The sequence below is a fragment of the Enterobacter asburiae genome, from assembly GCF_007035645.1.
GTDB lineage: Bacteria > Pseudomonadota > Gammaproteobacteria > Enterobacterales > Enterobacteriaceae > Enterobacter > Enterobacter asburiae_B.
The window spans coordinates 4594913-4609248 of sequence record NZ_AP019632.1; the positions used below are offsets into that span (position 1 = coordinate 4594913).

Consider the following 14336-nt stretch of genomic DNA (forward strand, 5'->3'; position numbering starts at 1 on the left):
ATCAGCATGAATCTTTAAGGAATAAAAGCGATGCCATTAAGCGCACAACAGCTGGCCGCCCAAAAAAACCTGTCGTACGTGCTGGCAGAAAAGCTGGCTCAGCGGATTCTAGCGGGTAAATATGCCCCAGGTAGCATCCTGCCGGGTGAGATGGAGCTGGGTGAGCAGTTTGGGGTGAGCCGTACCGCCGTGCGCGAAGCGGTGAAAACCCTAACGGCAAAAGGTATGGTGCTTCCACGGCCTCGCATTGGCACACGCGTGATGCCACAGAGTAACTGGAATTTTCTCGATCAGGAGCTGCTCTCCTGGTGGATGACGGAAGATAACTTTCATCAGGTCGTCGATCACTTTCTGGTGATGCGCAGCAGCCTTGAACCTCAGGCATGTCTGCTTGCCGCCACGCTGGGAACAGCAGAGCAGAAAGCGCAGCTTAACGCGCTGATGGAAGAGATGGTGTTCCTGAAAAAAAACTTCAACCGCGAACGCTGGGTTGAGGTCGATATGGCCTGGCATGAACACATCTATATGATGAGCGCCAATCCGTTCCTCACCTCTTTTGCCTCTTTATTTCATTCGGTGTATCACACCTACTTTACCTCTATTACACAAAACGAAGTGGTAAAACTGGATTTGCACCAGGCGATAGTTGATGCCATCCAGGAAAGCGACGGGCAGCGAGCCCTGAGTGCGTGCCAGGCATTGCTGGCCGCGCCAACCCACCAGCAGGTAAATAAATGACAACGAAAAAAGCGCGCAGCATGGCCGGATTGCCGTGGATTGCAGCCATGGCGTTTTTTATGCAGGCACTGGACGCCACCATCCTCAACACAGCGCTTCCCGCTATAGCGCAAAGCCTTAACCGCTCCCCGCTGGCGATGCAGTCCGCCATCATCAGCTACACCTTGACGGTCGCAATGTTAATTCCGGTCAGCGGCTGGCTGGCCGACCGCTTTGGCACCCGCAGAGTTTTCATGCTGGCCGTAACGCTCTTTACGCTCGGTTCGCTGGCCTGTGCGCTCTCATCATCCTTAACGGAGCTGGTTATCTTCCGCATATTACAGGGCATTGGCGGCGCGATGATGATGCCGGTGGCGCGCCTTGCTTTGCTGCGGGCCTACCCCAGGAGCGAACTGCTTCCCGTACTCAACTTCGTCACCATGCCGGGCCTGGTTGGCCCGATTCTTGGCCCGGTACTCGGTGGCGTGTTTGTCACCTGGGCAAGCTGGCACTGGATCTTCCTGATTAATATTCCAATTGGCGTTGCGGGGCTGCTGTATGCCCGCAAATATATGCCGAACTTCACCACGCCAAGGCGCAGCTTCGATATGGGCGGCTTTTTCCTGTTTGGCCTGAGCCTGGTGTTATTCTCCAGCGGGATGGAGCTGTTTGGCGAGAAGATCGTCGCGACGTGGTTAGCGCTCTCCGTTATCCTCGGCGGTATTCTGTTATTCCTTCTTTATATACGTCACGCGCGTCGTCACCCGACGCCGTTAATCTCCCTGGGGCTCTTTAATACCCGAACGTTTTCCGTTGGGATTGCAGGGAACATTGCGTCTCGTTTGGGGACGGGCTGTGTGCCGTTCCTGATGCCATTGATGCTGCAGGTGGGTTTTGGCTACCCGGCCCTGATTGCTGGCTGCATGATGGCGCCCACGGCAATGGGCTCGATTCTGGCAAAATCAACCGTGACACAGGTGCTGCGCTGGTTTGGCTATCGTAAGACGCTGGTCGGCGTGACGGTCTTTATCGGTCTGATGATTGCGCAGTTCTCGCTGCAATCCGCCGCGTTACCCGTCTGGATGCTGATCCTGCCGCTGTTTGTGTTGGGCATGGCGATGTCGACGCAGTTCACGTCGATGAACACCATCACCCTCGCCGACCTGACTGACGAGAACGCAAGCAGCGGCAACAGCGTGCTGGCGGTAACGCAACAGCTGTCGATCAGTTTAGGGGTTGCCGTGAGTGCAGCGGTGCTGAGGTTTTATGAGGGTTTTGACAGCGCGAATACCGTTGAGCAGTTCCACTATACCTTTATCACCATGGGCGCACTTACCGTGGTATCGGCGCTGGTCTTTATGCTGTTAAAACCAAAAGACGGCCGAAACCTGATTAAAGAGCGTCACAAAGAGAAAGCTAAACCGAACCGCGTTCCATCAGAACAGGAGTAAGCTGCAGCCGTTGCTGTTGCAGCGTGGGCTGCGCCATACGGTGGATCAACACATCGATGGCCAGCTCGCCCAGTTCATCTTTTGGCTGATGGATCGTGGTCAGCGGCGGCGTCATGTAGCTGGCCAGTTCGATATCGTCATAGCCAATCACCGCCATATCATCCGGCACGCGTAGCCCCGCCTGATACAACGCCTGATAGGCACCAAACGCCATCGCGTCGTTACCAATAAAGACCGCCTGCGGACGCGGCTTTTGCGTTAGCAGTTTCTGCATTGCCTCGAAGCCGCCGTTAAACTCAAAGTCGCCGGTGATCCGGTAACCATCAGGAATGGCAAGCCCCGCTCGCTCCATGGCGGAGAGATACCCTTCCAGACGCAAACGCGCCGGAGTTTTATCCAGCGGCCCCGTAATACAGGCAATGCGAGTGTGTCCTTTATCAATCAGGTACTGAGTCGCCATATCGCCGCCCAGCAGGGAGTTATCCTGAATGAGATCGCTGGTTCCGTCGAACGGCGCCCAGTCCATCATCACGGTGGGAATCGAAGGATAACGCTGGATGATCTCTTTCGAGGGCTGGTGCGTTTCGGTGCAGAGCAGCAGTAGCCCGTCGACGCGTTTTTGCATCAGCGTTTCCAGGTTACGATTCATGCGCTGCTCGTCTCCCTCGGTATTGCACAGCACCAGGCTGTAGCCACGCTCGAAGCAGCTGCGCTCCACGCCGCGAACCAGTTCTGAATAAAAGGGGTTGGTACTGGCGGTGATCAGCATACCGATGGTGCGCGTCTGGTTGAGCTTAAGACTGCGCGCCAGCGCAGACGGCGCATAGTTGAGTTCTTTTACCGCAGCTTCGACTTTCTCCCGAATCGCCTCGCTGACGAAGCGATCGTTGTTTATAACGTGGGAGACCGTCGAGGTAGAAACGCCCGCCATGCGGGCGACATCTTTCATTGTGGCCAAGCGTTACCCCTGCTGACTTAAGAATTCATCGATCTCTTTACGCCACGGAACGGAAGGCTGGGCGCCTTTGCGCGTCACCGCAATCGCGGCAGCAGCGTGTGCGAAGCGAATAGCGTCATCCATTCTCTTGCCTTCCAGCAGCGCGGTGACCAGTGCACCGTTGAAGGTATCTCCCGCTGCGATGGTATCAATCGCTTTGACCTTAAAGCCCGGCACGCGACGGCCTTCGCCATTGACGCTTGCCCACACCCCACGGCTACCAAGGGTGATAATCACGGTACCGATGCCCTTATCATGCAGCGCACGCGCGGCTCGCGCGGCATCGTCATCATTTTCTACGCGAATGCCCGTCAGTTTTTCGGCTTCGGTTTCGTTCGGCGTAATGATGTCCACCAGCGCCAGCAGCTCGTCTGATAATACACGGGCCGGGGCCGGGTTAAGTACGACAGTGGTATGATTTTCATGCGCAATTTTCGCGGCGGCCAGCACGCTTTCAACCGGTGACTCCAGTTGCATGAGCAGGGCTTCCGCTCCGGCGATGATGGCACGTTGCGCTTCTACGCGCTCCGTCGTCAGCGCAGCGTTAGCACCCGCATGAATACCGATGACATTCTCACCTTCAGCGTTGACGAAAATCAGCGCCACGCCGGTCGATTCCCCTGCAACCACGCTGACCGGTGCGACATCAATGTTGTCGCTCGCCAGCTGTTTGCGTACGCGCTCACCGGTATCGTCATCACCCGTGCAGGCGATAAACGCAATATTCGCCCCGCTGCGACCGGCGGCGACGGCCTGGTTGGCACCTTTACCGCCAAATGCCACCTGATACTGGTTACCCGTGACGGTTTCGCCCGGTGCAGGGAACGATTCAAGGTTAAGAATGTGATCGGCATTGATACTGCCAAGGACGACGAGGTTGCCTGCGGTTTTCATGGTTGGGTTGTCCATCTGAGAGCGCCACCGGTGTTACCCGGTGGCGTATGCCACACTTTTCTTTATTGGTGTCCCTCAGGCAGCCAGCGACTGCCTGATTCGCCTTTTACTGCTTGATGACCAGCTTCAGGTCAACTGGGTATTTAGCCTGAACTTTTTCGCCCTTCAGCACTTTGTCGGCAGTTTCAACGCCAGTGGCGCCAATCTGCTCAGGCAGCTGAGCGATGGTCGCAGCCAGTTTGCCATCGTTTACTGCTTTTTCACCATCCGGCGTACCGTCAAATCCGACAACCATCACATCAGATTTACCTGCGGTCTGCAGGGCACGCAGCGCGCCGAGCGCCATTTCGTCGTTCTGCGCGAATACCGCCTGCACGTCAGGGTGCGCGGTCAGCAGGTTCTGCATAACGTTCAGACCTTTAGTACGGTCGAAGTCTGCCGGCTGGCTGGCCAGCACGTTGAATTTGTGCGCAGCCACAGCCTGCTGGAAGCCTTCACCACGCTCGCGGGCTGCGGACGTACCGGCAATCCCCTGCAGTTCGATAACTTTCGCGCCTTCGCCGGCTTTCTTCGCGATGTAATCACCCGCGATTTTGCCGCCCAGCACGTTATCAGACGCAATGTGGCTAACAACTTCGCCTTTCGTTGCCTGGCGGTCCAGAGTGATCACCGGAATTTTCGCCTGGTTTGCCATTTTAACGGCGTTACCGACGGCGTCAGAATCGGTTGGGTTGATCAGCAGAATTTTGGTACCACGAACGGTTAAGTCCTGAACGTTAGCCAGCTCTTTCGCCGGGTTGTTCTGTGAATCCAGCACCACCAGGTTGTAGCCCAGTTTGTCCGCTTCTTTCTGCGCACCGTCCTTCAGGGAGACGAAGAACGGGTTGTTCAGAGTAGAGACAACCAGCGCGATGGTATCTTTCGCCATGGCGTTAGCACTTACGGTTGCGCTCAGCGCGACAGCAGAAACCAGGGTAGCCAGTTTTTTCATGTTCATATCTAAGATGTCCTGTAGTGTCGTCAGTTACTGTTTTTTGTTGTCTACCAGTACCGCCAGCAAAATTACCACTGCCTTAACGATCATCTGGTAATAGGAGGAAACACCTAACAAATTCAAACCATTATTCAGGAAACCGAGAATCAGTGCGCCGATCAATGTCCCAACAATGCGACCTTTACCGCCCGCAAGACTCGTACCGCCCAGAACCACTGCTGCGATAGCATCCAGCTCATACCCCGTACCCGCCGTCGGCTGCGCAGAAGAGAGGCGCGCCACTTCGATGATACCTGCCAGCGATGCCAGCAGACCGCACAGGGAGTAAACGATAATTTTGACTTTATTAACGCTGATCCCGGACAGGCGCGTTGCCGCTTCGTTACCGCCCAGCGCGTAAATATAACGGCCCAGACGGGTGTGGTGCAGCATGTACCACGCCGCCAGGAAGACGATAGCCATGATCCAGACCGGAGTCGGAACACCCAGCGGGCGACCGATACCGAACCAGCCAAACAGATCCGCGTTATCGGTAAAGCCGGTGTTAACCGGGCTACCGTTGGTGTACACCATGGTGACACCGCGCAGCAGCAGCATCATCACCAGCGTGGCGATGAACGCCTGAACGCGGCCTTTTGCCACAATCACGCCTGTTACGGCGCCAATCGCCGCGCCTGCCGCCAGGGCAGCGGCCACGGCCACCAGCGCGTTGACTTCAATGCCGACAATCGAAGCGGCGATCGCGCCGGTGAGCGCCAGTAGGGAACCGACGGACAGATCGATACCTGAGGTCAAAATCACCAGCGTCATGCCGACCGCCATAATGGCGTTCACCGATGTTTGCTGCAGAATGTTGAACAGGTTATTAACGGTGAAAAAGTTCGGGCTCATGGTCGATACAATCGCGATCAGCACCAGCAGGGCAATCAGCGATTTTTGTTCCATCAGCCATGCCTTTGTGAAATAGCGGCGACCAGAAACAGCCTGGGTAGTCATCTTCTTACTCCTGATTCACGCGATTAAGCTTGCCCACAGCGGCAGCCATCAGAACTTCCTGGGTGGCCTGCTCGCGAGTGAATTCACCGCCGAGATGCCCTTCATGCATGACGATAATGCGATCGCTCATGCCTAATACTTCTGGCATCTCGGAAGAGACCAGAATGATGCTCAGACCGTCGGCCTTGAACTGGTTAATCAGCTGATAGATCTCTTTCTTCGCGCCCACGTCCACGCCGCGGGTTGGCTCGTCGAGGATCAGCACTTTCGGGCGCGTCATCAGCCCGCGCGCAATCGCCACTTTCTGCTGATTACCGCCGGACAACAGGCCAATCGCCTGCTCCATCGACGGGGTTTTGACGTTAAAGAGACGGATAAAATCGCTGACCGCCTGCTGCTCATCTTTATGCTTCAGGCTACCGCCGCTATGGCTGAAATAGCGCAGCGCAGTCAGGGACATGTTCTCTTTAACCGACATCCCCAGCACCAGGCCGTCGCGTTTGCGGTCTTCGGATATATAAACGATGCCGTTCGCCAGACCATCCTGCGGAGAACGGGTGACCACTTCATGACCGTCGAGGGTGACATAACCGCTGGTGCGCGGCAGTGCGCCGTACAACACTTTCATCAGCTCGGTACGTCCAGCACCCATCAGTCCCGCCACGCCCAGGATCTCGCCCTGGCGCAGGGTAAAGGTCACGTCGTTCACACCCGGACCGCAGAGGTTGTCCACCTTCAGGCGGATCTCACCCGGCGCTTTCTCCAGATGCGGATACTGATCTTCGAGCTTGCGTCCCACCATCATTTCGATGAGCGTATCTTCGGTCAGCGTGGCGACTTCGCGCTCGGCAATAAACTGCCCGTCGCGGAAGACGGTAACGTCATCGCAGATTTCGAAGATCTCTTTCATGCGGTGAGAGATATAGACAATCCCGCGCCCCTGCGATTTCAGCTCGCGGATCACGCGGAACAGGGATTCGGTTTCGGTATCGGTCAGGGCGTCGGTAGGTTCATCCATAATGATGACCTTCGACTCAAAGCTCAGCACCTTCGCGATTTCCACCATCTGCTGATCGCCAATGGACAGATCGCCGACCAGGCGGTCGCTCTTAAAGCGCAGGTTCAGCTTCGCCAGCAGCTTGTCCGCTTCGGCGTACATCGTTTTCCAGTCGATTTTGCCGAACCGGTTAACAAACTCGCGGCCGAGGAAGATGTTTTCCGCAATGGTGAGCTGCGGTATCAGGTTCAGCTCCTGGTGAATAATACCGATCCCGGCTTCCTGAGAGGATTTCGGACCGTTGAAGGTGGTCTCTTTCCCCAGCCAGACGAGTGAACCGGCATCGCGTTGATAGATACCGGTCAGCACTTTCATCATGGTGGATTTGCCGGCACCGTTTTCGCCCACCAGCGCCATCACGCGCCCGGGGTAGACGTTCAGCGCCGCGCCGGAGAGGGCTTTTACGCCCGGGAACGACTTATCGATCCCTTTGAGTTGCAGTAATGCGTCCATGATGGCCTCAGAATGTGACGCCAGCACAGAGAATGATATTCGCATACGGGGAACACTCCCCGCTGCGAATCACCGCCTGACTGTCTGCGGTTTGTTGTTTGAACTGTTCGTGCGTCGTGTAACGAATTTCTATGGTGTTTCCCTGGTGTTGTTGCAGTTGCTCAATATGGCTGAGCAACGTTTCGTGGAGTTGCGGATTATGTTGTTTGATTTCCGCCGCGAGAATGGCCGCCTCAACCTGCATCTCCGCGGTCACCACATCCAGTACCTGCATAAACGAGGGTACACCCTGCGTTAACGCCATATCGATACGGGTTGTGCTGCGCGGAACCGGTAAGCCTGCATCGCAAACCACCAGCGTATCGGTATGCCCAAGACGGGAAATAACCGATGAGATTTCTGAGTTGAGTACCGTGCCTTTCTTCATTTTCTTGCTCCACTAGCGAAACGTTTCGCTGACATCAGTTTAATCTCAAGAATGTTCAGAAAACCATCATGACGTAACAGATTTGTGATCGACGTCGAAACGTTTCGCTAAGTGAAATGCAGAGACAATTATTGTGGGTTGGCGAGGGGTTTGGTAGGCCGGGTAAGCGAAGCGCCACCCGGCATTTTCAGAAGGGATTAGATCTCGACCTGCGTCCCCAGCTCAATGACGCGGTTAGGCGGGATCTCAAACTGGTCAGGCGCGCGCAGGGCGTTACGCTGCAGGATGAGGTACAGCTTGCCGCGCAGGCGCAGATACCACGGGCGCTTGCCGATGATCAGCGACTCGTGCGACATAAAGAACGACGTCTCCATCATCCGGCAGCTCAGTCCTTCCAGGCCGCAGCGGTGGAACACCTCTTCCACGTTTGGCGTTTCGCGCCAGCCGTAGCTTGCCACCACGCGCCAGAAGGTCGGCGACAGCTGCTCAATCTGCACGCGACGGACGTTATGAACATACGGCGCATCTTCCGTGCGCAGCGTCAGCAGGATCACCCGCTCGTGCAGCACCTTGTTGTGCTTGAGGTTATGCATCAGCGCGAACGGAATGACGTTCAGCGCGCGTGACATATATACCGCAGTACCCGGCACGCGGACCGGCGGGGATTTCTCCAGAGAAGCGATCATCGCCTCCAGAGAATTGCCGTGCTCGTGCATGCGGCGCAGCAGGCGGAAACGCTCGCTTTTCCATGTGGTCATGACGATGAACATCACCAGACCCAGCGTCAGCGGCAGCCAGCCACCGGAGACAATTTTATCGAGGTTCGCTGAGAACAGCGGTACGTCGATACACAGGAAGCCCACCAGAATCATCGCCACGAGGAATTTATTCCAGTGCCAGTTTCGGTACGCCACCGTGGTGGAGAGAAGCGATGTCAGCACCATCGTACCGGTTACCGCAATACCGTACGCCGCCGCCAGGTTACTGGAGTGCTCGAAGCTGACGATAACAATAACAACAGCGAAATAGAGGAGCCAGTTAACGAACGGGATGTAGATCTGGCCCGACTCCATCTCTGAAGTATGAATGATGCGCATTGGCGAGAGATACCCCAGACGCACGGCCTGGCGCGTCAGAGAAAACACGCCGGAAATCACCGCCTGGGAGGCAATGACGGTCGCCAGCGTCGCCAGGATCAGCATCGGCACCAGCGCCCAGTCGGGCGCCAGCAGGAAGAACGGGTTCTTGATCGCTTCCGGGTTTTTAAGCAACAGCGCGCCCTGACCGAAATAGTTCAGCACCAGCGACGGCAGCACCACAATAAACCATGCCACGCGGATAGGTAGTTTCCCGAAGTGGCCCATGTCAGCATACAGCGCTTCCACACCGGTGATGGAGAGCACGACGGCCCCCAGCGCCACGAAGGAAACCACTTTGTATTCGAGGAAGAAATGCACCGCCCAGTAAGGGTTCAGCGCATGCAGCACTTCAGGGTTCGCAATAATGCTGCGCAAGCCAAGCGCCGCCAGGATCAGGAACCAGGCCAGCATAATCGGCGCGAACAGTTTGCCCACCAGCCCTGTACCGTGCTTCTGGATCATGAACAGCAGCGTCAGGACAATAATGGCCAGCGGAACCACCCATGAATCGAGCTGCGGAGCGATAATCTCCAGCCCCTCAATCGCCGACAGCACCGAGATAGCCGGCGTTATCACCACTTCCCCGTAGAAGAAACTGCCGCCAATCAGGCCGATAATGACCAACACAGAGGTCATCCTGGCCGAGGTATTACGCCCGGCAAGAGACATCAGGGTCAGGATCCCACCTTCACCTGCGTTATCAGCACGCATAACGAAGGAGAGATATTTAACGGAAACCACCAGGATCAGCAGCCAGAAAATGAGGGACAGGAAGCCAAACACGGCATCGCGTTCAACACCAAAACCAAACTGGCCGGACAGACATTCACGAAGCGTATAAAGCGGGCTGGTGCCGATATCACCGTAGACAACCCCGATCGCCGCAAGCGTTATTGCGGGTAATGATTGCTTATTATCAGTGCTCATAGACTAGTCTTTTCGTTTAAATAACAAATGTGTTCCCGGTCCCTTGGCCCACAAAAAGCGCACAGTATGCACGATTCATTGCAAAATCGTACCCCTAAATGCAACCGCATTAATGTAGCGCAAAGAAAATTGCGCCGCACTTCAGTCTATTACCAGCCCTGACTGAAACGTCTATACTCGCTTCAATCGGCCGCCACGACGGCGAAAGGATGCAAAACTATTATGGCTCACTCACATTTATTAGCAGAAAGAATTTCCCGCCTCAGCAGCGCGCTGGAGAAAGGCCTTTTCGAGCGTAGCCACGCCATCCGCCTCTGCTTACTGGCGGCGTTGAGCGGTGAGAGCGTGTTTTTGCTGGGACCGCCGGGCATTGCCAAAAGCCTGATTGCCCGCAGGCTGAAATTTGCTTTTCAGAACGCCCGCGCCTTCGAATATCTCATGACCCGGTTTTCCACCCCAGAAGAAGTTTTTGGTCCTCTCTCCATTCAGGCATTGAAAGATGAGGGGCGCTATCAGCGTCTGACAGAAGGGTATCTTCCGGAGGCTGAGATTGTTTTTCTCGATGAGATCTGGAAAGCGGGGCCGGCTATTCTGAACACCCTGCTCACGGCGATAAACGAACGTCGGTTCCGTAACGGCGCCAGTGAAGAGAAAATCCCGATGCGTCTGCTGGTGGCCGCCTCTAACGAACTGCCTGAAGCCGACAGCAGTCTGGAAGCGCTATATGACCGTATGCTTATCCGCCTGTGGCTGGACAAAGTGCAGGATAAATCCAACTTCCGCTCCATGCTGGTCAGCCAGCAGGATGAGAGCGAAAATCCGGTATCCGCTTCGCTGCAGGTGACGGATGAGGAGTATCACCAGTGGCAGCAGGACATCGGCAAAATCAAACTGCCAGACGCCGTCTTCGAGCTGATCTATCTCCTGCGCCAGCAGCTTGATCTCATCCCTTCAGCGCCCTATGTCTCCGATCGCCGGTGGAAAAAAGCGATCCGCCTGCTGCAGGCCAGCGCCCTGTTCAGCGGGCGTGACGCCGTTGCGCCAATTGACCTGATCCTGCTCAAAGACTGCCTCTGGCATGATGCAGAAGGCATGAACCTGATGCAGCAGCAGCTTGACGTTTTGATGACCGGGCACGCCTGGGGGCAGCAGGCAATGCTCAACCAGCTGGGGGCGATTGCCCAGCGGCGCATCCAGCTCCAGCAGCAGCAAAGTGATAAAACCGCGCTGAAAGTGAATCGCCTTGGGGGCATGTTCGCCCGCAAACCGCACTACGAGCTTCCCGCGGATCTGACTGGCGCAACGCTAACGCTGCTGCTCCAGCAGCCGCTTAAACTGCATGATATGCAGGTGGTGCACATTACGATTGAGCGCGAGGCGCTGGCGCAGTGGCTGGATAAGGGCGGAGAGATCCGAGGAAAACTCAACGGCATTGGTTTCGCGCAGCCGCTGAATATGGAAGTGGACAGCAGCCAGCACCTGGTGATCCGCGACGTCAGCCTCCAGGGCTCGCGTCTTGCGCTTCCGGGCACCGCCTCTGACAGCGTCCCCGAAGAGATTAAGCAGCAGCTGGAAGCGCTGGATACCGAATGGCATCAGCAGCACACCCGCTTTAGCGAGCAGCAAAAATGCCTCTTTATTCATAGCGACTGGCTAGGTCGCATCGAAGCCAGCCTGCAGGACGTCAGCGCGCAGATCAAACAGGCGCGTCAATGCTAACGCTGGATACGCTTAACGTCATGCTGGCCGTCAGCGAGGAGGGATTGATCGAAGAAGTGGTCATTACCCTTCTGGCGTCGCCGCAGCTGGCGGCGTTTTTTGAAAAATTTCCAAAGCTTAAAAAGGCGATGACGGACGATCTGCCCCGCTGGCGGGAAAATTTGCGTCAGCGGTTCAGGGAGACCGAAGTTCCGCCTGAGTTAACGGAAGAGGTGGCCTGCTATCAGCAGTGCCAGCGGCTCTCCACGTCGCAGTTTATCGTCCAGCTCCCGCAAACCCTGACGTTGCTCGATAACGTCCACTCTCCGTTTGCCAGCCAGGCCCGGGCGCTGGTCACGGATAACGCCACCTTTACCCCCGCACTACATACCCTTTTCTTACAGCGCTGGCGCCTCAGCCTGATGGTTCAGGCCACAACGCTGAACCAGCAGCTGCTGGATGAAGAGCGTGAACAACTGCTCAGTGAAGTTCAGGAACGGATGACGCTGAGCGGCCAGCTAGAACAGGTGCTGGTGGAGAATGAAAACGCCGCAGGGCGTCTGTGGGATATGAGCGCCGGCCAGCTCCGGCGCGGGGATTATCAGCTGATCGTCAAATACGGCGATTTTCTGGCGCAGCAGCCCGAGCTGATGAAGCTTGCAGAACAGCTGGGTCGCTCAAGGGAGGCAAAGTCGGTCCCAAAGAAAGATGCCCCGATGGAAACCTTCCGCACCCTGGTGCGCGAACCGGCTACCGTGCCGGAGCAGGTCGACGGGCTCCAGCAGAGCGATGACATTTTACGCCTGCTGCCCACGGAACTGAGCACGCTGGGGATGACCGAGCTGGAGTATGAGTTCTATCGTCGGCTGGTGGAAAAACAGCTTCTCACCTACCGACTGCACGGCGAAGCCTGGCGCGAGAAAGTCAGCCAACGGCCGGTCGTCCATCAGGATTTTGATGAACAGCCGCGCGGGCCATTCATTGTTTGCGTGGATACGTCCGGTTCGATGGGCGGGTTTAACGAGCAGTGCGCGAAGGCGTTCTGTCTGGCACTGATGCGCGTGGCGCTGGCCGATCGTCGTCGCTGCTTCATCATGCTCTTCTCCAGCGAGGTGGTGGGCTATGAGCTGACGAATCAGCAGGGTATCGAGCAGGCAATCCGCTTCCTGAGCCAGCGTTTTCGCGGCGGCACGGATCTGGCCAGCTGCTTTCGCAGCATTGTGGAGCGTATGCAGGGAGGCGACTGGTATGACGCTGACGCGGTGGTGATTTCCGATTTTATTGCCCAGCGGCTGCCGGATGACGTGGTGAATAAGGTGAAGGAGTTACAGCGGGTGCACCAGCACCGATTTCATGCGGTGGCGATGTCAGCCCATGGAAAACCCGGCATCATGCGCATCTTCGATCATATCTGGCGCTTTGATACCGGGCTGCGTAGCCGCCTGCTCAGACGCTGGCAGCGTTAATTACAGAAGAGAACCGACGCTTTCACGTACCTGCTGCGGCCAGACGCCACACTGAACCTGACCGATATGGGGTAATTGCAGCAGCAGCATGGTCAGACGGGACTGGCCGATACCACCGCCGATAGTCTGAGGCATTTCACCGCGCAGCAGCGCCTGGTGCCACTCGAGTTTGAGACGATCTTCATCGCCGGTGACCGCCAGCTGGCGCTTCAGCGCGTCAGCATCCACACGGATCCCCATAGAAGAGAGCTCGAATGCGTCTTCCAGTACCGGGTTCCACACCAGAATATCGCCGTTCAGCCCGGCAAATTCGCCCTCACCCGCAGTGCTCCAGTCATCATAATCCGGCGCGCGAACGTCGTGGCGTTTGCCATCAGACAGCTTGCCGCCGATACCGATCAGGAATACTGCACCTAATTCTTTAGCAATCGCACGCTCTCGGCCTTTAGCATCGAGATCCGGAAAGCGGCTCAGCAATTCCTGACTGTGAACAAAGTGGATCGTATCCGGCAGGAACGGTGCCAGACCAAACTCTTTGCTTACGGCCGCTTCGGTCGCTTTGATCCCGGCGTAGATCGCCTCAACGGTGGATTTCAGCGTGCCGACGTGACGTTCACCATCACCCATTACGCGCTCCCAGTCCCACTGGTCAACGTAAACGGAATGAATCGGTGAAAGGCGATCTTCATCGGGACGAAGGGCTTTCATGTGCGTGTAAAGCCCTTCCCCCGCGCTGAAGTCGTGTTGTCCCAGGGTTTGACGCTTCCACTTCGCCAGGGAATGAACCACTTCAAACTGAGCGTCTGGCAGTGTTTTCACTTTCACCTGTACCGCTTTTTCGCATCCAGAGAGGTTATCCTGCGTCCCGTCACCCACGCGGCTCAGAATCGGCGCCTGAACTTCAATAAGGCCAAGCTTCTCTTCCAGCTGGCGGGAAAAATGGGATTTTACGAAACTGATCTGGCGTTGTTTGGCGATGTAAGCGGTTTTCATTATTTATACTCCTGCGTCCTGTTGATATTGATTAAGCAACAGAAACGGCACCATATTCAATAACTCATCAACAAAAAGCCACCTTAACTTTTTATTCGATAAAATTAAACGCTAGAATAGAGTGATT

General features: G+C 56.1%; 12 protein-coding genes. 4 read left to right on the forward strand and 8 right to left on the reverse strand.

Annotated elements, in window-relative coordinates; translation table 11 throughout:
* Positions 1–30 precede the first annotated feature (30 nt).
* Entirely contained in the window at positions 31–738 is a 708-nt protein-coding gene (locus tag FOY96_RS22005) for a FadR/GntR family transcriptional regulator (RefSeq protein WP_143347729.1), read from the forward strand.
* Positions 735–2168 (forward strand): multidrug transporter subunit MdtD, encoded by a 1434-nt coding sequence (gene mdtD, locus FOY96_RS22010; RefSeq protein ID WP_143347730.1) that lies wholly within the window; start codon positions 735–737, stop codon positions 2166–2168. Before FOY96_RS22005 ends, mdtD begins: the two co-directional genes overlap by 4 nt.
* Here mdtD and rbsR read toward each other — a convergent pair.
* From rbsR to kup, 7 genes are all read right to left on the reverse strand, one after another.
* On the reverse strand, positions 2134–3126 hold the full coding sequence (gene rbsR / locus FOY96_RS22015; RefSeq protein WP_073001901.1) for a ribose operon transcriptional repressor RbsR: 993 nt from the start codon (positions 3124–3126) through the stop codon (positions 2134–2136). The genes mdtD and rbsR overlap by 35 nt on opposite strands.
* A gap of 3 nt (positions 3127–3129) precedes the next feature.
* On the reverse strand, positions 3130–4059 hold the full coding sequence (rbsK, locus tag FOY96_RS22020; protein ID WP_033146468.1) for a ribokinase: 930 nt from the start codon (positions 4057–4059) through the stop codon (positions 3130–3132).
* Positions 4060–4165: 106 nt separating this feature from the next.
* Positions 4166–5056, reverse strand: a complete 891-nt coding sequence (rbsB, locus tag FOY96_RS22025; RefSeq protein ID WP_010426610.1) for a ribose ABC transporter substrate-binding protein RbsB — start codon at positions 5054–5056, stop codon at positions 4166–4168.
* 27 nt (positions 5057–5083) lie between these two features.
* Positions 5084–6049, reverse strand: coding sequence for a ribose ABC transporter permease (rbsC, locus tag FOY96_RS22030; protein WP_006808742.1), 966 nt, complete (start codon positions 6047–6049; stop codon positions 5084–5086).
* Positions 6050–6053: 4 nt separating this feature from the next.
* Positions 6054–7559, reverse strand: a complete 1506-nt coding sequence (gene rbsA / locus FOY96_RS22035; RefSeq protein ID WP_023309779.1) for a ribose ABC transporter ATP-binding protein RbsA — start codon at positions 7557–7559, stop codon at positions 6054–6056.
* Positions 7560–7566: 7 nt separating this feature from the next.
* Positions 7567–7986, reverse strand: coding sequence for a D-ribose pyranase (rbsD, locus tag FOY96_RS22040; protein ID WP_032662094.1), 420 nt, complete (start codon positions 7984–7986; stop codon positions 7567–7569).
* A 197-nt stretch (positions 7987–8183) separates the two neighbouring features.
* Entirely contained in the window at positions 8184–10052 is a 1869-nt protein-coding gene (gene kup, locus FOY96_RS22045) for a low affinity potassium transporter Kup (protein ID WP_023309781.1), read from the reverse strand.
* A gap of 222 nt (positions 10053–10274) precedes the next feature.
* Between kup and ravA the strand changes: the two genes are divergently transcribed.
* Together ravA and viaA are read left to right on the forward strand one after the other, a co-directional pair.
* Complete coding sequence (ravA, locus tag FOY96_RS22050) at positions 10275–11771, forward strand: ATPase RavA (protein WP_023309782.1); 1497 nt, start codon at positions 10275–10277, stop codon at positions 11769–11771.
* Positions 11765–13216 carry an ATPase RavA stimulator ViaA gene (viaA, locus tag FOY96_RS22055; RefSeq protein ID WP_143347731.1) on the forward strand — a complete coding sequence of 484 codons (1452 nt, stop codon included), beginning with the start codon at positions 11765–11767 and terminating at the stop codon, positions 13214–13216. The genes ravA and viaA overlap by 7 nt, the downstream gene beginning before the upstream one ends.
* Here viaA and asnA read toward each other — a convergent pair whose 3' ends face one another.
* On the reverse strand, positions 13217–14209 hold the full coding sequence (gene asnA / locus FOY96_RS22060; RefSeq protein ID WP_047646767.1) for an aspartate--ammonia ligase: 993 nt from the start codon (positions 14207–14209) through the stop codon (positions 13217–13219).
* Between the last annotated feature and the right edge of the window lie 127 nt (positions 14210–14336).